Below are 19048 nucleotides of genomic sequence, written 5' to 3'. Positions count from 1 at the left end.
CCGCGACCGTCCCCGGTCCGGATTCCGGTCCGCATGCCCCGAACGGACGAACCGCATCGAGCGTTTCCGGCACAAAAAACGGCGGCGGAAACCGATTCCGCCGCCGCTGTCGTCCGGACAATCCCGGCCGGTTACTGAGCATGCCCGCGCGTCGTATCATCCGCAGGGCGTCCGCAACCGTCTATTTTTCCGAGGTCGCAATCACCAGCTCGCCTTTGCCCAGCGCATCGTGGGACACGAACCAACCACCGACCGGATTTCCGCCGCACGTGATGCCCGTAATCCGGCGGCCCGTTCCCTCGCGGCGGATCGACCAGCGGGAACCGTCGCCCAGCGACACTGCGACCTTGTCGAACAGCGGCACGGTGACGATATATTCGGGATCGGCCGGGGAATAGGTGTAAAGCCCGATGGCGTTGAAGACATACCACGACGACATCTCGCCGGCGTCGTCCATGCCCGACAACGCCAGTCCTTCGGGTCCCATGCCGTAGAACCGGTCCAGAATGTGGTCGAGCAGCTCCTGCGAACGCTCCTGACGGCCGATGAAGTAATACAGGTAAGGGAAACTGTGGTCGGGCTGGTTGCCGTGGCAGTACTGCCCGATAAAACCCGAAAGGTTGTCCACCTCGTAGCCCTTCCACGGAATCGAGAAGAGCTTGTCCAACTGCGCCCCGAACGCCTCGCGGCTGGGATAGAGACCGATCAGCCCCTCGGTATCGTGCGGCGCGAAGAACGCCTGCTGCCAAGCGTTGGCTTCGCGGTACATGTATTCGTAATAGGGATACTGGTCGTCGAAGGGCGTGATCCACGAGCCGTCGTCGAGCCGTCCGCGCATCAGGCCCGTCGAGGGGTCGAAGAGGTTCTTGTAATTGGACGTGCGCTTCATCAGCATATCCCGGTTCGCCCCATCTCCCAGCACATCGGCCAGCAGCGCCACGGCATAGTCGTCGTAGGCGTATTCGAGCGTTTTCGTAACCGCGGCTTTGCATACGGTCTGCGTCACGGGATTCTCGACATCCATTTCGGGGATATAGCCGCGGGCGACATACTCGTCGAGCCACGGGCGGATCGGCCCCTGCACGGTGGCGTTGCGCAGGACCAGCTCGTAGGCGCGGCGCACGTCGAAACCGCGGATGCCGCGCAGGTACACTCCGGCCACGAACGCCGAAGCGTGGTCGCCGTGGAAGAAGGTCGGCATGAATCCGCCCCGCTTTTCGCCCCGGTCGGTGTCCGAGCTGATGACGTCGGCCGCGACATCGGGAGCCAGCAGGCCGAGCAGAATCAGCTTGTTGCGGTAATCGTCCCAATACGAAGGCCCGGTGTAATAACGGAACCCGGTATTGACGACCTCGCCGTCCGCATCGGTAAACTCGCCGTTCACGTCGCTGCGCAGCGCGGGCCAGAGGAACGAGCGGTAAAGGCATGAATAGAACAATCCTTTTTCGCGCTCCGTACCTCCTTCGACACGGATCCGCCCCAGCAGATCGTTCCACACAGCGGTCGCTTCGGAGCGCACGTCGGCGAAACTCCTGCCGAGCATCTCGGCTTCGAGATTCTTCCGGGCGTTCTCCTCGCTCACGAACGAGAACCCGATCCGCAGTTCGACCGGACCGTCACCGTCGCCGAAGCGGACGATGCGGATTTCACGGTCTCCCTCCGCAACCGGCTCGATCCCGGTCACGGGACGGTCGGCCACGGCATAGAAATACATCTTCTCGCCCGTCTGCTGCCATCCGGCGAAGGCGTTGTCGCCCTCCTTACGGATATCCCATGCGCGAACATGTTCGTTCGAACGCTGCAGGTCGGCCAGCAGAGCCGCCTGCGCCCCGGCGGGATAGGTGTATTTATGAAACGCGCAGCGCAGCGTCGAGGTCAGCTCGGCATCGACGCCGTAGCGGTCGAGAAAAACCCGGTAGTAACCCGGAGCGGCCGATTCGCGCGCATGGCTGTAGGGCGAACAGTAGTCTCCGGGAAGCGGCGTGCCCGTGACGGGCAGCAGCGGAATATGGCAGAGGTTCCAATGCCCCTTGTTGGTGTGGGTAAAGCCGTAAATCACGCTATCCTCATACTGGTAGCCCGCCCCGCTGTGAAATTTGGTGACGGGGCTGACCTGCACCATGGCGTTGGGGAGCGACGAACCGGGGAAGACCTCGGCTCCCCACGTACGTTTGGTGGGCTTGAAGCCCAGATCGACGCTGTCCCAGAGCGTCGCGGTTCCCAGCAGGGGATTCACATAGTCGGTAAGGGGTTTCTGCTTCGGCGCGCACCCGGCGGCCAAGGCGAACAATACGATACAAAGTCCGGTTTTCAACATAAGCGGTGAGAATTCGTTTCAGACAAAATTAGCGCTTTTCATCCGGCACGTGCAACCCCTTTCGGGCAAAAAAACTATCTTTGTCCCGCAGGCGGACTACTCTTGCACAAAACCGGACACGACACATGGAGACACTCACGCAATTTCTGATCGACTGGGGCTACTGGGGCCTTTTCTTCTCGGCGCTGATCGCCGGAAGCGTCGTGCCGTTCAGCTCCGAGGCCGTGATGCTCGTACTGGTGCACATGGGGCTGGACCCCGTGCTGTGCGTCGTCTCCGCGGCATCGGGCAATACACTGGGCGGCATGAGCTGTTACTGGATCGGCACGCTCGGCAAGAGCGAATGGATCACCCGGCTGGGCGTAAAGGAGAAACAGCTGGACAAGGCCCGCCGGTTTCTCGCAGGGCGCGGGGCGATGATGGCCTTCTTCTCGTTCCTGCCCACCATCGGCGAAGCCATCGCCATCGTCCTCGGCCTGATGCGCAGCAACGTCTGGCTCACGGGCGGCTCGATGCTCGCCGGCAAGACACTGCGTTATATCGTCGTGCTGGCGACTTTCCAAGGTGCCGCATCGCTTCTCTAAATCCTCAACGCATGGAATTCGAAATCGTAAAAACCGACACTCCGGACCGCAGCCTGCTGTTGCTGGCCGACGAATCGGAAGAGTCCGTGGCCGACTACGCCGACCGCGGCACGACCTATGCCGCATGCCAGAGCGGGCAGCTCCTCGGCCAATACGTATTACTGCATACGCGGCCCTTCACGGCCGAAGTGGTCAACATCGCCGTCGCGCCCGAATACCAGCGCCGCGGCATCGCCACGACGTTATTGCAGCATGCCGTACGAACGGCCCGCGATGCGGGGTTCCGACTGCTCGAAATCGGCACGGGAGACATCGGCGCGGGGCAGATCGCCCTGTACGAACGGTGCGGTTTCGTCCGCTGCGGCATCGACGAAGACTACTTCCGGAAGCACTACCCCGCTCCGATTTTCGAAAACGGCGTAGAGTGCCGCCATATGGTGCGCCTGCGCATGGAGCTGAGATAACGGATCATGTCGGTCGGATGGAACCCGTGGCACGGATGCCGCAAGATCAGCGAAGGCTGCCGCCACTGCTACGTATACCGGCAGGACGAACGGCACGACAAGGACAGCAGCGAGGTGCGTAAAACCTCGGCGTTCAATCTGCCCGTGCGCCGGAGCCGCGACGGACGGTTCAAGGTTCCTGCCGGAGAGATGGTCTACACCTGCTTCACGTCGGATTTTCTGGTCGAAGAGGCCGACGCATGGCGCGCCGAGGCGTGGGAGATGATCCGCACGCGCAGCGACCTGCGCTTCTTCTTCATCACCAAACGCATAGACCGCCTGATGCAGGTCCTGCCGCCCGACTGGGGCGACGGCTACGAGAATCTGATCGTGGGCTGCACAGTCGAGAATCAGGCGGCGGCCGACCGCCGGCTTCCGCTGTTGCTGGGAGCGCCCCTGCGCCACAAGCTGATCGTCTGCGCACCGCTGCTCGGACCGCTCGACATCGCGCAATACCTCACCTCCGAGATCGAGGAGGTCTCCGCGGGCGGCGAATCGGGCAACGACGCCCGTCCGTGCGACTTCGACTGGGTGCTTTCGATCCGCCGGCAGTGTCTCGATGCGGATATCCCCTTCTGCTACCACCAGACGGGCGCACGGCTCGTCAAAGACGGCCGGCTGTACCGCATCCGCCGCCGGTTCCAGCACGCGCAGGCCCGCAAGGCGGGAATAGACTACAAGGTAAAACGATAGCCGCCCCGGTTCCCCGGAGCGGCTTGCTCAATACTACGGCATGTGATGCGGTCAGGCGTTGTTCGCGGCCAGCGGCGAAGCCTGCTGGTATACGCGCGCGGCCAACTCCTTGTCGAGCGTATAAAGCCCGAACTTGTTGCCTTCGACGGCCTCGCATGCGGTGATCATGTCGCGGGCCGACTCCTCCTCCTCGACCTGCTCGTCCACGAACCATACGAGCATGTTGGCCGAAGCGAAATCCTTGTCTTCGGCGGCGATCGACGCAAGGTTGTTGATCATCGAAGTCACCACCTTCTCATGCTCCAGCGTATCCTTGAACATGTCCAGCGGCGAAGTCCACTCGGTGCGCACTTCGGCGATCGGCTTCAGCTCGACTTTGGCGTCGCGCGAATTGATGTAGTTCATCAGGATGCGGGCGTGGTCCTGCTCCTCCTGAAACTGTACGAAGAACCAGTTGGCGACACCCTTCAGCCCCTTGGCCTCGGCGTCCATCGACATCGAAAGATAGAGATAGGCCGACCAAAGCTCGGCATTGATCTGCTCGTTCAGAGCATCATGTAATTTCTCGCTTAACATAGCTGTATTGTTTTAAGTTTGTGTTATTCTTTCCTGATACAAATATACAATAGTTTTCGCCGATTTGTGCGGAAATCCCATCACATTATTTTACAACACAATAGTCCCCGGTTATAACAAAAAAGACGGAACCTTCGCCGTGAAGATTCCGTCCCTGCCGGGGTATGCCGTCAGAAAATCGTGCCGTCGGCCTGAATGCGCAGTTCCGCTTCGCGGTCCGACTGCGGGTCCTCCAGTTCGAAGAGATACCACTGGCGTTCGGGGCTGTCGTAATGGTCTATGTCGTCGATCTCCCAGCCCGCGTACTGCGATGTCTGAAACGCCTGCATCACCGCTGCGGGGACCTCGCTCCTGCGCACTTCGGTTTTGGTCCGGAGCCAAGCGTCGCCGGCGCCGAAATAAACCTCGCGCGGCGTACGGCCGTCGATAATTTCGACTTCGAGTCCGCCTTTTTCACGCTCCGCATCGACGATGCGGGCGCCCGGATATTTCCGTCCGATAAAATCCTTCACAGCCTGCGGAAGCTCCTGCGGAAGCATATCCCCGTGGTCGCGGTCACCGTCCGCATCGGGCACGGCGCGCAGCAACACGCCGTCTTCCGAATAGACAAGCTCATACTCAGCGTCGCGCTGCTCGACTTCGAGCACATAGACCGTCTCCAATCCTTCGCGCGTCAGCTTATCCGCGTCGTCCACATGCCATGCGGCGTACTCGCCGCTTTCGAAAGCGGTGCGCACCGCCTGCGGCAGCAGGGCGTAAGGTACGTCCTCTTCGGTCATGTACCATTTGCCCGCGGCGTCGAACCACGCCTGCATGTCGGTTCCGCCTTCACGGAATTCGGCGACCAGATAGCCCTGCTTCCCCGCCCATTCGACATGTCCCGCACCGGGGAACATCCGTCCGAACGTATCCTGCACTGCGGCCGGAACCTTCACCGAATCGTCGTCGTCATCGCAGCCCGTCATCGCACCCAGCGACGCGAGGGCCAGCATCAACACTGCGAACTTTTTCATAATACCTCGCATAAAGGACTGTCCACTAATTGTCGATATCGATCAGACGGAACATGAGGTCGAACTTCAGGTCGAGTCCGTTGTCCAGCTCCACCTCGTAATCGCGACGGTCGCGGTCGATGGCGACAATCTTGTTTTTGGGGTAATTCTTGGTCACATAATCGCGGATCTGCTGCGGAACGATTGCCGCCGGCACCTCGCCGTATTTGCATTCGACGTCCTTCCACTCGCCGTTCTTGGCGAATTCGACTTTGGCGCCGTTTACGAATACGACCTTGTAATCCTCGTTGAAAAGCTCCTCGTCCACCTTCGAGAAGGAGACTTCGACGCCTGCGAAGTGGGTTTTGATAAACTCCTGCGACACGGCCGGAAGTTCGCCGACGGCGATCGGACGGTCGTTGCCTGCGAAGGCGGGAGCGGAAGTTGCGAGCAGGGCTGCGCCTGCGAGAATCATCATGAGCTTTTTCATAATCGTTTTGCTATTTTGGTTCAACATTGCTTATCGTTTACAATGCAAAGTTGCGACCTAAAGCTGAAACGAATTTGAAATAAACGCCCCGATACGCTTTTTTTGATTTTTATTTCGGAAAATGCACCGTGAAACAGTGGCACCTATTTATATACGCATATTCGGTCCGCAAACCGTAAAGACGGCACACGGCATCGACGATCGAAAGGCCCAGCCCCGTCGAACCCTCCTTTTTGGCCCCCTGATAAAAGCGTTCGAAGATATGGTCCGCATCGAGCGCACCGCCCGCACCGCTGTTGCAGACGCTCAGACGATCCCCGGAAACGGTCACCGTCACTTCGCCGCCCGCATCTCCGTGGACATAGGCGTTTTTCAGCAGGTTCGTGACCAAACTGGCCCCCAGCGACGAATTCATGCGGGCCGCAAGCCGGCCCTCTTCGCGCAGGGAGAGGCGCATGCCCCGCCCGGCGTAAATCTCAGACATATCTTCGGCCGTACGCCTGACCAGCGCATTGAAATCGACCTGCTCCGTTTCGGGAAACTGGCCGTTCTCGATCTTCGACAGCAACAACAGCGAACGGTTGAGCCGCACCAGATAATCGAGCGTCCGCTGCACCTTCATAATCTCGCCCAACTGCTCCTCGCTCAACGCCGAGCCGTCGCCTACGAGCATCTCCAGCCGGTTGCGGCAAACCGCCAGCGGCGTCTGCATTTCGTGCGACGCATTGCCGATGAACTGCTTCTGGCGGTCGAACAGCACTTCGGCCCGCTCGGCATTGCGGATCGCCGCCTCGTTCAGCCGCCGGAATTCGGCGATCTTCGTATCGTTGGCCAGCGGAGCGTTCTTTCCGCCTACCCTGTAGCCGTCGAGCCACCTCAGCAGGGCATACAGGGGCCGCAGGGTGCGGTGGAGCACCAGTATGTTGATCAGCAGAATGGTCAGCAGCAGGAAAAGATACAGATAGACGATCCACCAGAGAATCGCCTCCTGCAAATCGTCCTTCTCGATGGTCGGCGTCATCACGGTAAGCTCCTTATAGCTTCCCTCCCGGTCGCGGAAGATCATCCGCAGCACGCGCGCCGGCTCCTCCTCGTCCTTCTCCGGAATGAAAATCTCCTCGTCGCTGTAAACCATATGGGGCCGTGCGGCGGCGTATTCAGCCGAGACGTCGTGCAGGAAATAGCCGTTGTTGCTGCCCGAAAACGCCGCAGGAAGCTCACGGCCCGCAAGATTGCGTTTCACAAGCACCTCGGCATAGTTTTCGAGCGAATCGTCGACTTCGTCGTTGATCTCGTCGATCATCGTGAAATAGAAAAGCACCGCCCACGCCGCCAGCAGCAGCGAGAGCGCCCAAGACATATGGAGCAGGATACGGTAAACGAGTTTCATGGCGTAACGAGTTTATAGCCGAAGCCGTAAACGGCGCGGATTTCGATGTCCGCTTGCGCGTCGTGCAGCCGGCGGCGCAGGTTTTTCATCTGGGCGTAGACGAAATCGAAATTGTCGGCTTGGTCGATGTGGTCGCCCCACACGGCTTCGGCCAGCGTCGTCTTGTCGATCATATGGTTCGGGCGGCTCATGAAATAATAGAGTATATCGTACTCCTTGCGCAGCAGTTCGACCTCCCGGCCCGCGATTTCCACCCGGCGTCTGTCGGGAAACAGCCGCACGTTTCCGGCATCGAGACTCTCCTGACCGCCGCGCTGGTGACGGCGCACGACGCTCCGGATCCGGGCGCTCAGCTCCGCGAGATGGAAGGGTTTGGGCAGGTAGTCGTCGGCCCCCAGTTCGAGTCCCTCGATCTTGTCGTCGAGCGAGTCGCGGGCCGAAATGATGATGATTCCCGCCTGCCTGCGCTGCCGCTTCAGTTCTTCGAGCAGTTGCAGGCCGCTCCCGTCGGGCAGCATGATGTCCAGCAGAATACAGTCGTAATCGTATCCGGCGATCTTGTCGAGCGCCGATGCATAATCGGCAGCCTGCTCGACCACATACTGTTCCCGGCGCAGGGTCTGCACCATGATCTCCCGCAGGGAGGGTTCGTCTTCGACAATCAGAATCTTCATAACCGCACTTTTTCCAGATGCAAAACTAATGCGCGAATCCGAAAAGAAACTGAAACCGCACACGTTCCACGAAAGCCAAATATACGAAAATTCCCGGTTCCGCGAAACGCAGGGCACCCCGGAATATGCAGAAAAGAGACGGAAACCATCGCTGGTTTCCGTCTCTCTGTAGTCTATTTCTCCGACGGGCATCCGCCCGCACCGCAAAACTATTTTTCCGAAGAATCGATCTGGCAGGCTTTCGAACCGTCGTAAGCCCACTTCACATAGATCGCGCCCCACGTATAACCGCCGCCGAAAGCCGACAGAATCAGGTTGTCGCCCTTGCGCAGCTCCTTCTCGTAATCGTAAAGACACGAAGGAATCGTCGCGGCGGTCGTGTTGCCGTTGCGGTCGATGTTGATCATGCACTTCTCATGTTCGAGTCCCATGCGGCGCGCCGTGGCGTCGATGATGCGCAGGTTGGCCTGATGGGGCACCAGATAACGCACATCCGCAGAGGTAAGTCCGTTGCGCTCCATGATCTCGACCGACACGTCGGCCATCTTCGAAACGGCGGCCTTGAACACGGCGTGTCCGTCCCACATGATCGTATGCCAATTGTTCTGCACGGTCTCGACCGAAGCCGGATAGCGCGAACCGCCCGCCTTCATGTAGAGCTGCAGCTCGCCCGAACCGTCCGAACGGAGAATCTCGTCCAGAACGCCGTATCCCTCTTCATTGGGTTCCAGCAGTACGGCGGCGGCGCCGTCGCCGAAGATCGGACAGGTGGAACGGTCGGTGTAGTCCACGATCGACGACATCTTGTCGGCGCCGACGACCACGACCTTCTTGCACGAACCCGACTCGATGAATTTCGCACCCGTCGTAAGGGCGAAAAGGAAGCCGCTGCACGCCGCCGAAACGTCGTATGCAAAGGCGTTCTTGCATCCCGCCTGATCGGCGATCAGGTTGCCCGTCGAGGGGAAAAACATATCGGGAGTCACCGTAGCGCAAATCACCAGATCGATCTCCATCGGGTCCACCCCCGCTTTGTCTAGAAGGTTGATGACCGCGCGGGCGCCCATGTAGGAGGAACCTACGCCCTCACCCTTGAGGATATGGCGCGTCTTGACGCCGATATGCGACATGATCCATTCGTCGGACGTATCGACCATGGTGCTCAACTCTTCATTCGTAAGGATGTAATCCGGCAGATACTCACCTACACCCGTTATCGCTGCTGTTATTTTACCCATTAACTTTCTCTCCTAAATTGTGTGATTAATTTTTGAAAGCATGCTGCAGTTTGACGGTAAGGTCCGCCTTGATGCACTGCTCCGTCGAAAGGATCATGCTTTTGATCGCGCGGGCCGACGAGATGCCGTGGCCGATGATTACGGGCGCATTGACGCCGAGCACGGGCGTACCGCCCACGTTTTCGTAATTCATCGCGTCCCAGAACGCATTGCCGCCGCCCAGCTTCTTGTTGATGCGGTAAAGCCCCTCGGCCATCTTCAGCACCGTATTGCCCACGAAACCGTCGCAGACGATCACGTCGGCGACTTGGCCCGTAAAGATGTACGAACCTTCGACATTGCCCACGAAATTGATGCGTCCGTCCTCCTTCAGCAGTTCGTAGGTCGCCTTGGTCTGGGCGTTGCCCTTGGTCTCCTCCTCGCCGATGTTGAGTACGGCGACGCGGGGTTTCCCGATTCCGAGCACGGCTTCGGCGTAGATCGAACCTATCAGTCCGTACTGCGCCAGCACTTCGGGCTTGCAGTCCACGTTCAGCCCCACGTCCAGCAGAAGCGCGGGACGCCCCGCAATCGTGGGAACGATGGACGAGATCGCGGGACGGATGACCCCTTCGATCGGTTTTACCGCATACATCGAGCCGACCATCATGGCGCCCGTACTGCCGGCGCTGGCAAAACCGTCGATGGCGCCTTTGGCCAGATAGCCGAAACCTACCGTAATGCTCGAATCGGCCTTGGCCTGAAAGGCCTTGGCGGGATGGTCTCCCATCTCGATGACCTCCGTGGTCGCAACGATGTCGAAGCGCTCCGCGGAGCAGCCCTCGGCTTCGAGTACGGCTTTGATTTTCGCTTCGTCGCCGAACAATACGATGCGGCTGTCCGGCCCGATCGCTTCAAGTGCCAATACGGCGCCCTGAACCGCCGCCTCAGGAGCGAAATCGCCGCCCATGGCATCTACACCAATCTTTAACATAATCGTGCGATTTGGTTTAACTTCATATCCCGCTCTGTACCCGTCGGCAGGCCCGCATCACGGACCGTCCGGCCGTACGCGGCGAAGACAGGGAGCTTCTGTAAACTAAAAAGAGAGCAGCCTCGCGGATGCACTCTTCTTGCCGTCTGATTTATTCAGCAGCTTTTTTCTCGATCGCCAGCTTTCCGCGATAGAAACCGCACTCAGGGCATACACGGTGGTACAGCGTGGCTGCGCCGCAGTTCGAGCAGGTAACTACCGTCGGAACGACAGCCTTGTAGTGGGTTCTTCTCTTATCGCGTCGCGTCGACGAGACTTTGTGTTTAGGATGTGCCATTTTACAATATAAATTATAAGTTTAACGTATTATCGATTCTCCTTATTGCCGCCGGCGCTATTTTTCCGGCGTTCGGTCCTCTTCCTGCGGCTCTTGGGCCTCCATCCGCTCCTTGAGCGCGGCCAGCTTGGCCCATTCGCCGCCGTCGTGCTCCTGCGCTCCGGCCCGCGCCTCGACGGCCGCGAGTTCCGAATCTGATACGATGCGGAAGCGTTCGAGCATCTCCGGATTGCACTCCCCTTCGGGATGCACCCGCTGGTAAGGCAGCGACAGCACGATGCTCTCGTAAATGTACTGCTTCAGGTCGATTTCGTCTTCCATGGGCAGCAGCCACATCACCTCGCCGTCGTATTCGTGCACCTCGTCGGAGAACTTCACCAGCAACCGTCCCTGATAATGCACGGGAATCCGGCACTCTTCCAGACAGCGGTCGCACTCCACGACGACGCTTCCGTCCACCGTAACGTCGAGCGTAAGCATCGCTTCGCCGCGCTCCAAGGCGACCGTCACTTCGCACGCTCCGTCCTTGATCTCCGGACTTTCGAACTCCTCGAACAGCGAGCCGTCGACCTCGAAACGAAAGTCATGCAAACCGGGTTTCAGCCCTTTGTAAGCAATCGTATACCTTTTAGTTACCCCCATACGAGCGCATTTAGGGCACAAAGTTACGAAAAAATAAGACATTTGCAAAGAAATCGCTCAGTTTTAGCACCCCGCGCTCCAGACGCCCGTCCGGCAAACCGTCTGCGGCGGGGCGGAGCGATTTTCCCGGCACGAAATTCGCCGAAGAGCGAAAAATCGCTATATTTGCACCGTATGGCAGCAACTGAAGGATTCTCGATCGAAATATCAAGCCGTTACGACGGCTGGTGGCGTTACAACGCAGCGCTGATGTGCGGCTGCTTCGACGCCGGCGACGAACGCATTGGATTCGCCTCGGCCGAATCGCACGTCGCAGACGTCGGCGCGAACCTGACGGCAAAACCCGCGGACATGGCGGGCGACCGCAGCCTGCGGCTCGAAACCACTGCGTGCGACCACCTGCTGCTCTATATTTATATTGTACCCCACACGCTGCCCGCAGGCAACGACATCGCCGACACGCAGCCGTTCGAAATCACCCTCCGCATCGCATACGGCGGCAAAGTGCTCCGCAGCGAAAAACGCCTTATCAACCAGTGGTCGGGCGCTTCGGTCGAAATGCGGGTGGATCGTCAGGACAAATAACAATAAACGACAAAAAAAGAGGGATCCGGTTTCCCGAATCCCTCCGCTTTATGCGTCGGCTTACGACTATTTGTTGTTGTAAGCGGCCATCTTCTGGATCAGCATGACTACCTTGTTCGAGTAGCCCCACTCGTTGTCGTACCAAGCCACGAGCTTCACGAAGTTCGGGTTCAGCGCGATACCGGCCTTAGCGTCGAAGATCGAAGTGTTGGCGTCGCCCGTGAAGTCGGTCGAAACCACGTCGTCCTCGGTGTACTCGATGATGCCTTTGAACTCGTTCTCCGAAGCCTTCTTCATGGCAGCCTTGATCTCGTCGTACGAAGCGCCCTTCTCCAGACGGCAGGTCAGGTCTACGACCGAAACGTCGAGCGTCGGAACGCGGAATGCCATACCGGTCAGTTTGCCGTTCAGGGCGGGGATCACCTTGCCTACGGCCTTTGCAGCGCCGGTCGACGAGGGGATGATGTTGCCGCCGGCAGCACGGCCGCCGCGCCAGTCTTTCATCGAGGGACCGTCTACGGTCTTCTGCGTTGCGGTGGTAGCGTGTACGGTGGTCATGAGACCCTCGACGATACCGAAGTTGTCGTTGATGACCTTAGCCAGCGGAGCGAGGCAGTTCGTGGTGCACGATGCGTTCGAAACGATCTGCTGACCTGCGTAAGTATCGGTGTTCACGCCGCATACGAACATCGGGGTGTCGTCCTTCGAGGGAGCCGACATAACGACGTATTTGGCACCGGCTGCGATGTGGGCCTCAGCCTTCTCCTTGGTGAGGAACAGACCGGTAGACTCGACGATGTACTCGGCGCCTACTTCGTTCCACTTCAGGTTTGCGGGATCCTTCTCGGCGGTTACGCGGATGACGTTGCCGTTGACGATGAGCTGGCCCTTCTCCACGTTGTAGTCGATCGTACCGTTGAAACGGCCGTGTACCGAGTCGTACTTGAGCATGTAAGCCATGTAGTCTACCGGAACGAGGTCGTTGATACCTACCACCTCAATGTCTGCATTGTTGCACGCAGCACGGAATACCAGACGGCCGATACGACCGAAACCGTTGATACCTACTTTGATCTTTGACATAATGTTATGATTTATTTGTTAATAAAAAATGCGTTATTTTTTCACTGCACAAAAGTACATACTTTATGTATATTACGCAAGTAAAAAATTAAATTTTTTTAGGAATCCGATTCCTGCCTACTTCGCCGCCCTCTTGGCCCGTTTGGCCATCGCCGAAGCGAAGACGAAGTCGTTGAGTTCGGGGTTGTCGGCGTGCAGGATATCGTCTTTGGTGCCCTCCCACCATTTGCGGCCTTCGTGTATGTATACAATTTTCTCGCCGATTTCCATCACCGAGTTCATATCGTGCGTATTGATGATGGTGGTGATATTGTATTCGCACGTGATTTCGTGAATCAGGTTGTCGATGACGATCGAAGTCTGCGGGTCGAGTCCCGAATTGGGTTCGTCGCAGAAGAGGTAGCGCGGATTGAGCACGATGGCGCGGGCGATGGCCACACGCTTGATCATGCCGCCCGACAGTTCGGCCGGATAGAGGTGGTTGGCCTCTTCCAGCCGCACCCGCTGAAGGCAGAAATTCACACGCTCCATCTTCTCCTTCTCGCTCTGCGAGGTGAAGAGGTCCAGCGGCAGTTTGACGTTCTCCTCGACGGTCGAGGAGTCCAGCAGCGCCCCGCCCTGAAAAATCATGCCGATATCCTTGCGGATGGCGCGCCGCTGCTTGAAATCCAGCTGCGTGAAGTTGGTGTCGTCGTACCAGACGTCGCCCGAATCGGGTTCATGGAGTCCCACCAGCGTCTTCAGCAGCACGGTCTTGCCCGAACCGCTGCGGCCGATGATCAGGTTGGTCTTTCCGGTCTCGAATTCGATCGAAATATCGTCGAGCACCACGCGACCGTCGAACGATTTGGTGATATGTTCGGCGCGTATCATATGAGCAGGACTTGCGTCAGTATAAGGTTAAAGATCATGATCACTACGGAGCTGGCCACCACGGCGCGCGTCGAAGCGGCGCCCACTTCGAGCGAATTGCCCTTGGCGTAATAGCCGTAGAAGGCCGAAATCGAGGTGATGATATAGGCGAAGACGGCGGTCTTGATCAGCGAATAGACGATCGAATAGGGCTTGAAATCCATCAGCAGGCCGTCGATGTAGTCGGCCGGGATCATGATGCCGGTCAGGTAGGCGATCGCCCAGCCGCCCATAATGCCGATCGCGATGCTCAGGATGGTCAGAAACGGGAAGAAAACCACCGCGGCGACGATCTTCGGCAGGATCAGGTACGACGCGGAGTTGACGCCCATGATCTCCAGCGCGTCGATCTGTTCGGTGATGCGCATGGTGCCGATCTCCGAGGCGATGCTCGACCCGACCTTGCCGGCCAGAATCAGCGCCACGACCGTCGATGAAAATTCGAGGATCATCGTCTCGCGCGTGGCGTAGCCCACCAGCGAGCGGGGGATGAAGGGCGAATCGAGGTTGATGCACATCTGCAGGGTGATGACCGCGCCGATGAAAACCGAGATGATCGCCGTCAGGCCGATCGAGTCGATGCCCAGCGACTCCATTTCGTAAACGATGCGGCGGCGGTAGATGGCGGCCTTCTCCGGACGGGAAAAGACTTTCCCCATCAGGATGAAATAGCGGCCTATCAGCTCGAATATCTTCAGCATACGCTACTCTTGTTTCGGCTCTTTCGTCTCTTCGAACTCGACGTAGTCGCCGACGTCTTTCGACACCCGTTTTTCGGGCGCCCCGGAGGTTTTGCGCACCTTCACTTCGCCTTCGCGGCCCTTGCGAGGCTCTCCGGCGAAGGGCGAGCCGAAACCCTGTCCGCCGAAATTGCGCGGATCGAAGCCTTCGCCGAACTGCTCCTCCATCTGGCGGCGGACCTTGTTCATCCGCCAGCGGAACACCAGTATCAACGCCACGGCCAATATCAGAATACTCATAACGACATACAGAAAAAACAGTGCGACGCCCTTCAGCAGCGCCGGAGCGGCGATGGCGAGGATGAGAATGACCAAAACCGTCAGCGGATTGCGCTGCACGAATCCCACCAGAGCGTTTATGATTGCGGTCAGAAAATTCATTGCAATTTAAAGTTTACAACCCTACAAAGGTAGGGAAAAATATGCGGATTTCAATTAATTGTCGTAAATTTGGTGCCGGAAAACAAATCACAACACAATATGCTCAACAAACTTACAGCCATTTCGCCCGTAGACGGCCGCTACCGTAATACAACGGAAACGCTCGCCGATTATTTTTCGGAACAGGCCCTCATCCGCTACCGCATCCGCGTCGAAGTGGAATACTTCATCGCGCTCTGCGAGATTCCCCTGCCCCAGCTGGCCGGCATCGATCGTACCAAATTCGCCGCCCTGCGCGCCCTATACCTCGATTTCTCGCCCGCCGACGCCGAGCGCGTCAAGCAGATCGAGTCGGTCACCAACCACGACGTCAAAGCCATCGAGTACATCATCAAGGAAAAAATGGACACGCTCGGACTGGAAGCCTACAAGGAATTCGTTCACTTCGGGCTTACCTCGCAGGACATCAACAACACGGCCATTCCGCTCTCGCTGAAGGAGGCGATGGCGGGTTTCTACTACCCCGCCGTCGAAGAGGTGCGCGACAAACTGGCGGCTTTCGCCGACGAGTGGCGCGAGGTGCCGATGCTGGCGCGCACGCACGGCCAGCCCGCTTCGCCCACGACGCTGGGCAAGGAGTTCATGGTTTTCGTCGAACGCATCGAGAAGCAGCTGGCCATGCTGCACGACATCGCCGTTCCGGCCAAGTTCGGCGGCGCGACCGGCAACTTCAACGCACACCGTGCGGCCTATCCGCAGTACGACTGGGTGGCATTCGCCAACAGGTTCGTCGGCGAGACGCTGGGGCTCTGCCGCTCGCAGTACACCACGCAGATCGAACATTACGACAACTTGGCCGCGATCTTCGACAACATGAAGCGCATCGACACCATCCTCATCGACCTCTGCCGCGACATGTGGACCTATATTTCGATGGAATACTTCAAACAGCAGATCAAGGCCGGCGAGGTCGGATCGAGCGCCATGCCGCACAAAGTCAATCCGATCGACTTCGAGAACGCCGAGGGCAACTTCGGCATCGCCAACGCCCTCTTCGAACACCTCTCGTCGAAGCTCCCCGTCTCGCGCCTCCAGCGCGACCTCACCGACTCGACCGTGCTGCGCAACATCGGCGTTCCGGTGGCCCACGCCGCCATTGCGCTGCGATCGCTGATGAAGGGACTCAACAAGGTGATCCTCAACCGCGAAGCGCTCGACCGCGATCTGGAGAACAACTGGGCCGTGGTGGCCGAAGGCATCCAGACCATTCTGCGCCGCGAGGGCTACCCCAAGCCCTACGAGGCGCTCAAGGCCCTGACCCGCACCAACGCCCACATCACCCACGAGTCGATCGCCGCATTCATCGAGACGCTCGACGTGGCCGAAACGGTCAAGGAGGAGCTGCGCGCACTCGCCCCCTCGACCTACACGGGCGTATTCCGCTAAGACGGAAGGATACTCCATACGGCAGACGAGTCCCGGTCCCCACGACCGGGACTTGTTTTTGGCACGGGCTTTGCGATTCAGACAATCAACTGCGGAACAGCAACCGCAGTGAGGTTTCTTCATTTATTTAAGTTTGGGTTAGTAGTTTTAGGAGGGCAATCCTCCGCAGGCAGCAGGCAATCGTGAGATTCCCTGCTGTTTTGTCATATATTGCGCCCGTTTCCGCTCCGGCCCGCCCATCTTGACGTTTTATCCGGTCCTGCGGCGACTTAAGCGGAAAAATATTTGGATTTATCTGCAGGAAACCTTACTTTTAGCCCGTCACTTGCCGCAGAACGGATCTTCCCGCAGGTCCCGACTGCACCCGAACAAAAACTGTTATTAATTACTAATCCCAAAAATCACATCTATGATTAGATCGATTCTTTCGTGGAGTACTGCGCTGCTGGTGCTATGCTCCGGTCTTCTGGCCTCGTGCGACGACAAAGACGAGGGGGGGGGAATCCGCCTGCTCCGGCCGTCACGCTGGCTGTCGGTGACGCCGCATCCAACACGCTGAAATTTACGCTCACCCTGAGCGACGCGGACAAGTGCACCTATGTCTGCACCAAATCCTCCGAAGCCGTTCCCTCGGCCGAGAAAATTCTCGCCGACGGCAAATCCGTAACCGCATCGGGTCTCATCACGATCGGCGACCTCGAACCCAGCACCACCTACCGCCTCTCGGCAGTCGCCTCCAACGGCAAGGTCAACGGCAAGGTCGAAACCATCGAACACACCACCTCCGCCCCCGACGTACACCCGGCCGTCGTTCTGACGCCCGGCACGCCCACTTCGACGACCCTTTCGTTCACCGCGGCCCTGACCGACCCCGAAACGGCCGCATACGTCTGTCTCGAAAAGACCGAAGGGACGACCGTTCCCACGGCCGAAGAGATTCTCCGCGACGGCACCGCCATCGCCCAGACGGGTGAGCTCCTCGTCGAGAACCTGAAACCCGCCACCGTCTACCTCATCGCGGCGGCAGTCGCCAACACCGGCATCTATTCGGAGGTCGAAACCCTCGAAATGGAAACCGTCGCCCGGACGCCCGTCGTCACGGTCATCGCAGGCACCCCGACCGAAACGACCCTCTCGTTCCATTTCAAACTGACCGATGCGGAGAAAGCCGCCTACGTCTGTCTCGAAAAGACCGAAGGGCTGACCGTCCCCGCAGCCGAGGAGATTCTCCGCGACGGCACCGACCTGCCCGTATCGGCAGACGTAACGGAGATCCGGGACCTGAAACCCGGTACGACCTATATCGTCGCCGTCGCCGCATCGAACAAAACGGTGTACTCCGACGTCAAGACGGTCGAGATGACCACCGACCAAGCCGTCGAAGGCCCGATCGTATTCGACCGTCAGGCTGCAGGCGGATACTATCCCACCGAGAGCAGCTACATCGGTGAATTCCTCTTGGTGCTCGCCGACGGCGAAACCACCGAAGCCGGGGGCGTCTACGCCACCACCGGCGCAGGCCGTGCCATGAGCATCGACCTCTACCAGATGGCGGTAAGCAATCCCAATACGACGATCACCCTGCCGGCCCGCGACTACAGGTACGCCACCAACAAGGGCCTGACGACATTCGACCCGGCCAAAACCTACTGCATGGTCAACGACGGCAAAGGCAATATCACCCGAACCGACTTCAAGGCCGGCACGATCTCCGTCAAGAAGGTCGGCTCGACCTACACGATCACCGCGACGCTGACCACGACCGACGACGAGGAGTTCACGGCCAGCTACGAGGGGCCGCTGACGATCGAAAACAAGACCTCCACCGAAATCCCCGATCTCCCCACTCTCGACAAGGACGTAACGAACCTCTCCTTCATCCGCGCGCTGGGCAAATATTACAGCGATTCCGACACGGCAGACCAGTGTATCGTAAATCTTTACGACGTCGAGCCGACAATCTCCTACGGTTCCGATTACCTCGGACAGGCAGGACATCTGGTATCGCTCGATCTCTCGACCGCCGTTTCGACGGAAATGCAGTTGCAGGAGGGAACCTACAACGTCTCCGCATCGGGCACGCCGGGTTCTTACGAAGCCGGCCGCCAAACGGAGTTCATGGATACGAAACTCCCCGTAGGCACCTACTGCGAAGAGCGTAACGACAATTTCCAGTCGTTCTACGGATTCGTCGCGTCCGGTACCGTAACGATCACCAAATCGGGCAGCGGTTACCGCTTCGTACTCGACTTCACCACCGACAAGGGGCACAAGGTCAGCGGCACCTACGAAGGTAACGTGGAGATGACCGACAAACGATGATGATACGGCCCGGCATTCGGGCCATGCCGAAAACGGAAACGGGCAGGATGTCTTCGCGGACATCCTGCCCCTCGTTTGTGACCGTCCCGTTCGCAGTTCTGTCAGTTTGCTGCCCGGCCAATTCATGTCCCGGCCCGCAGGCGTCACACGCCCCGCCCCCGCGAAGCGCA

Annotated in this window: 20 protein-coding genes; 6 read left to right on the top strand and 14 right to left on the bottom strand. The window is 58.7% G+C overall.

The features are described from left to right. Positions 1 to 181 precede the first annotated feature (181 nt). The gene (locus tag ACESTR_RS06865) at positions 182 to 2317 is read right to left on the bottom strand and encodes a GH92 family glycosyl hydrolase (RefSeq protein WP_373179036.1); all 2136 of its coding nucleotides are present in this window, start codon (positions 2315 to 2317) and stop codon (positions 182 to 184) included. A 125-nt stretch (positions 2318 to 2442) separates the two neighbouring features. Here ACESTR_RS06865 and ACESTR_RS06860 point away from each other — a divergent pair, with 125 nt between their 5' ends. The 3 genes from ACESTR_RS06860 to ACESTR_RS06850 are packed head-to-tail and all read left to right on the top strand — an operon-like array spanning position 2443 to position 4097. Further along, a complete protein-coding gene (locus tag ACESTR_RS06860) occupies positions 2443 to 2901 on the top strand; it encodes a YqaA family protein (protein WP_009597736.1) in 459 nt (152 codons plus the stop codon). An 11-nt stretch (positions 2902 to 2912) separates the two neighbouring features. Continuing rightward, positions 2913 to 3365 (top strand): GNAT family N-acetyltransferase, encoded by a 453-nt coding sequence (locus ACESTR_RS06855; RefSeq protein ID WP_022043562.1) that lies wholly within the window; start codon positions 2913 to 2915, stop codon positions 3363 to 3365. Positions 3366 to 3371: 6 nt separating this feature from the next. Next, a complete protein-coding gene (locus ACESTR_RS06850) occupies positions 3372 to 4097 on the top strand; it encodes a DUF5131 family protein (protein WP_009597737.1) in 726 nt (241 codons plus the stop codon). A gap of 51 nt (positions 4098 to 4148) precedes the next feature. Here the strand turns inward: ACESTR_RS06850 and ACESTR_RS06845 are convergent, their stop codons facing one another. The 9 genes from ACESTR_RS06845 to ACESTR_RS06805 all read right to left on the bottom strand — a co-directional run bounded on the left by ACESTR_RS06845 (position 4149) and on the right by ACESTR_RS06805 (position 11409). Beyond that, a complete protein-coding gene (locus tag ACESTR_RS06845) occupies positions 4149 to 4673 on the bottom strand; it encodes a ferritin (protein ID WP_009597833.1) in 525 nt (174 codons plus the stop codon). Between the two features lie 170 nt (positions 4674 to 4843). Then, positions 4844 to 5686 (bottom strand): PepSY-like domain-containing protein, encoded by an 843-nt coding sequence (locus ACESTR_RS06840; protein WP_039940230.1) that lies wholly within the window; start codon positions 5684 to 5686, stop codon positions 4844 to 4846. Positions 5687 to 5711: 25 nt separating this feature from the next. Next, complete coding sequence (locus tag ACESTR_RS06835) at positions 5712 to 6155, bottom strand: PepSY-like domain-containing protein (RefSeq protein WP_302576224.1); 444 nt, start codon at positions 6153 to 6155, stop codon at positions 5712 to 5714. 109 nt (positions 6156 to 6264) lie between these two features. Beyond that, complete coding sequence (locus tag ACESTR_RS06830; protein WP_009597788.1) at positions 6265 to 7545, bottom strand: sensor histidine kinase; 1281 nt, start codon at positions 7543 to 7545, stop codon at positions 6265 to 6267. Beyond that, positions 7542 to 8219, bottom strand: coding sequence for a response regulator transcription factor (locus ACESTR_RS06825; protein WP_373179035.1), 678 nt, complete (start codon positions 8217 to 8219; stop codon positions 7542 to 7544). Before ACESTR_RS06825 ends, ACESTR_RS06830 begins: the two co-directional genes overlap by 4 nt. Before the next feature lie 209 nt (positions 8220 to 8428). Beyond that, positions 8429 to 9457 (bottom strand): beta-ketoacyl-ACP synthase III, encoded by a 1029-nt coding sequence (locus ACESTR_RS06820; protein ID WP_009597846.1) that lies wholly within the window; start codon positions 9455 to 9457, stop codon positions 8429 to 8431. Positions 9458 to 9482: 25 nt separating this feature from the next. Next, positions 9483 to 10430, bottom strand: a complete 948-nt coding sequence (plsX, locus tag ACESTR_RS06815) for a phosphate acyltransferase PlsX (protein WP_014774704.1) — start codon at positions 10428 to 10430, stop codon at positions 9483 to 9485. Positions 10431 to 10581: 151 nt separating this feature from the next. Then, positions 10582 to 10767 carry a 50S ribosomal protein L32 gene (rpmF, locus tag ACESTR_RS06810; RefSeq protein ID WP_014774705.1) on the bottom strand — a complete coding sequence of 62 codons (186 nt, stop codon included), beginning with the start codon at positions 10765 to 10767 and terminating at the stop codon, positions 10582 to 10584. 57 nt (positions 10768 to 10824) lie between these two features. Further along, entirely contained in the window at positions 10825 to 11409 is a 585-nt protein-coding gene (locus ACESTR_RS06805) for a YceD family protein (protein ID WP_014774706.1), read from the bottom strand. Positions 11410 to 11583: 174 nt separating this feature from the next. On the opposite strand from ACESTR_RS06805, the gene ACESTR_RS06800 reads away from it, so the two are divergent. Continuing rightward, complete coding sequence (locus tag ACESTR_RS06800) at positions 11584 to 11994, top strand: hypothetical protein (protein WP_039940226.1); 411 nt, start codon at positions 11584 to 11586, stop codon at positions 11992 to 11994. 66 nt (positions 11995 to 12060) lie between these two features. Here ACESTR_RS06800 and gap read toward each other — a convergent pair whose 3' ends face one another. From gap to ACESTR_RS06780, 4 genes are all read right to left on the bottom strand, one after another. Next, positions 12061 to 13077: a type I glyceraldehyde-3-phosphate dehydrogenase gene (gap, locus tag ACESTR_RS06795; protein WP_009597885.1), complete on the bottom strand. Its 1017-nt coding sequence runs from the start codon at positions 13075 to 13077 to the stop codon at positions 12061 to 12063. 117 nt (positions 13078 to 13194) lie between these two features. Next, complete coding sequence (locus tag ACESTR_RS06790; protein ID WP_009597850.1) at positions 13195 to 13950, bottom strand: ABC transporter ATP-binding protein; 756 nt, start codon at positions 13948 to 13950, stop codon at positions 13195 to 13197. Continuing rightward, positions 13947 to 14690, bottom strand: a complete 744-nt coding sequence (locus ACESTR_RS06785; protein ID WP_130063076.1) for an MlaE family ABC transporter permease — start codon at positions 14688 to 14690, stop codon at positions 13947 to 13949. The genes ACESTR_RS06790 and ACESTR_RS06785 overlap by 4 nt, the downstream gene beginning before the upstream one ends. 3 nt (positions 14691 to 14693) lie before the next feature. After that, positions 14694 to 15110, bottom strand: a complete 417-nt coding sequence (locus ACESTR_RS06780) for a DUF4834 family protein (protein ID WP_009597842.1) — start codon at positions 15108 to 15110, stop codon at positions 14694 to 14696. 99 nt (positions 15111 to 15209) lie between these two features. Between ACESTR_RS06780 and purB the strand changes: the two genes are divergently transcribed. Beyond that, complete coding sequence (purB, locus tag ACESTR_RS06775) at positions 15210 to 16556, top strand: adenylosuccinate lyase (protein WP_009597786.1); 1347 nt, start codon at positions 15210 to 15212, stop codon at positions 16554 to 16556. A gap of 474 nt (positions 16557 to 17030) precedes the next feature. Further along, positions 17031 to 18878, top strand: a complete 1848-nt coding sequence (locus ACESTR_RS06770; protein WP_302576221.1) for a hypothetical protein — start codon at positions 17031 to 17033, stop codon at positions 18876 to 18878. Positions 18879 to 19048: the final 170 nt, after the last annotated feature.

The sequence above is a fragment of the Alistipes sp. DJF_B185 genome, from assembly GCF_964250025.1.
Classification (GTDB): Bacteria; Bacteroidota; Bacteroidia; order Bacteroidales; family Rikenellaceae; genus Alistipes; species Alistipes finegoldii.
Note: the sequence above shows the minus strand (reverse complement) of the source record. Positions and strands in the feature narration are given on the sequence as shown.

What these genes read in the sequence shown, in the direction of transcription:
- ACESTR_RS06865 (WP_373179036.1), bottom strand. Translation starts at nt 2,317, where the DNA reads ATGTTGAAAACCGGACTTTGTATCGTATTGTTCGCCTTGGCCGCCGGG.
- ACESTR_RS06860 (WP_009597736.1), top strand. Translation starts at nt 2,443, where the DNA reads ATGGAGACACTCACGCAATTTCTGATCGACTGGGGCTACTGGGGCCTT.
- ACESTR_RS06855 (WP_022043562.1), top strand. Translation starts at nt 2,913, where the DNA reads ATGGAATTCGAAATCGTAAAAACCGACACTCCGGACCGCAGCCTGCTG.
- ACESTR_RS06850 (WP_009597737.1), top strand. Translation starts at nt 3,372, where the DNA reads ATGTCGGTCGGATGGAACCCGTGGCACGGATGCCGCAAGATCAGCGAA.
- ACESTR_RS06845 (WP_009597833.1), bottom strand. Translation starts at nt 4,673, where the DNA reads ATGTTAAGCGAGAAATTACATGATGCTCTGAACGAGCAGATCAATGCC.
- ACESTR_RS06840 (WP_039940230.1), bottom strand. Translation starts at nt 5,686, where the DNA reads ATGAAAAAGTTCGCAGTGTTGATGCTGGCCCTCGCGTCGCTGGGTGCG.
- ACESTR_RS06835 (WP_302576224.1), bottom strand. Translation starts at nt 6,155, where the DNA reads ATGAAAAAGCTCATGATGATTCTCGCAGGCGCAGCCCTGCTCGCAACT.
- ACESTR_RS06830 (WP_009597788.1), bottom strand. Translation starts at nt 7,545, where the DNA reads ATGAAACTCGTTTACCGTATCCTGCTCCATATGTCTTGGGCGCTCTCG.
- ACESTR_RS06825 (WP_373179035.1), bottom strand. Translation starts at nt 8,219, where the DNA reads ATGAAGATTCTGATTGTCGAAGACGAACCCTCCCTGCGGGAGATCATG.
- ACESTR_RS06820 (WP_009597846.1), bottom strand. Translation starts at nt 9,457, where the DNA reads ATGGGTAAAATAACAGCAGCGATAACGGGTGTAGGTGAGTATCTGCCG.
- plsX (WP_014774704.1), bottom strand. Translation starts at nt 10,430, where the DNA reads ATGTTAAAGATTGGTGTAGATGCCATGGGCGGCGATTTCGCTCCTGAG.
- rpmF (WP_014774705.1), bottom strand. Translation starts at nt 10,767, where the DNA reads ATGGCACATCCTAAACACAAAGTCTCGTCGACGCGACGCGATAAGAGA.
- ACESTR_RS06805 (WP_014774706.1), bottom strand. Translation starts at nt 11,409, where the DNA reads ATGGGGGTAACTAAAAGGTATACGATTGCTTACAAAGGGCTGAAACCC.
- ACESTR_RS06800 (WP_039940226.1), top strand. Translation starts at nt 11,584, where the DNA reads ATGGCAGCAACTGAAGGATTCTCGATCGAAATATCAAGCCGTTACGAC.
- gap (WP_009597885.1), bottom strand. Translation starts at nt 13,077, where the DNA reads ATGTCAAAGATCAAAGTAGGTATCAACGGTTTCGGTCGTATCGGCCGT.
- ACESTR_RS06790 (WP_009597850.1), bottom strand. Translation starts at nt 13,950, where the DNA reads ATGATACGCGCCGAACATATCACCAAATCGTTCGACGGTCGCGTGGTG.
- ACESTR_RS06785 (WP_130063076.1), bottom strand. Translation starts at nt 14,690, where the DNA reads ATGCTGAAGATATTCGAGCTGATAGGCCGCTATTTCATCCTGATGGGG.
- ACESTR_RS06780 (WP_009597842.1), bottom strand. Translation starts at nt 15,110, where the DNA reads ATGAATTTTCTGACCGCAATCATAAACGCTCTGGTGGGATTCGTGCAG.
- purB (WP_009597786.1), top strand. Translation starts at nt 15,210, where the DNA reads ATGCTCAACAAACTTACAGCCATTTCGCCCGTAGACGGCCGCTACCGT.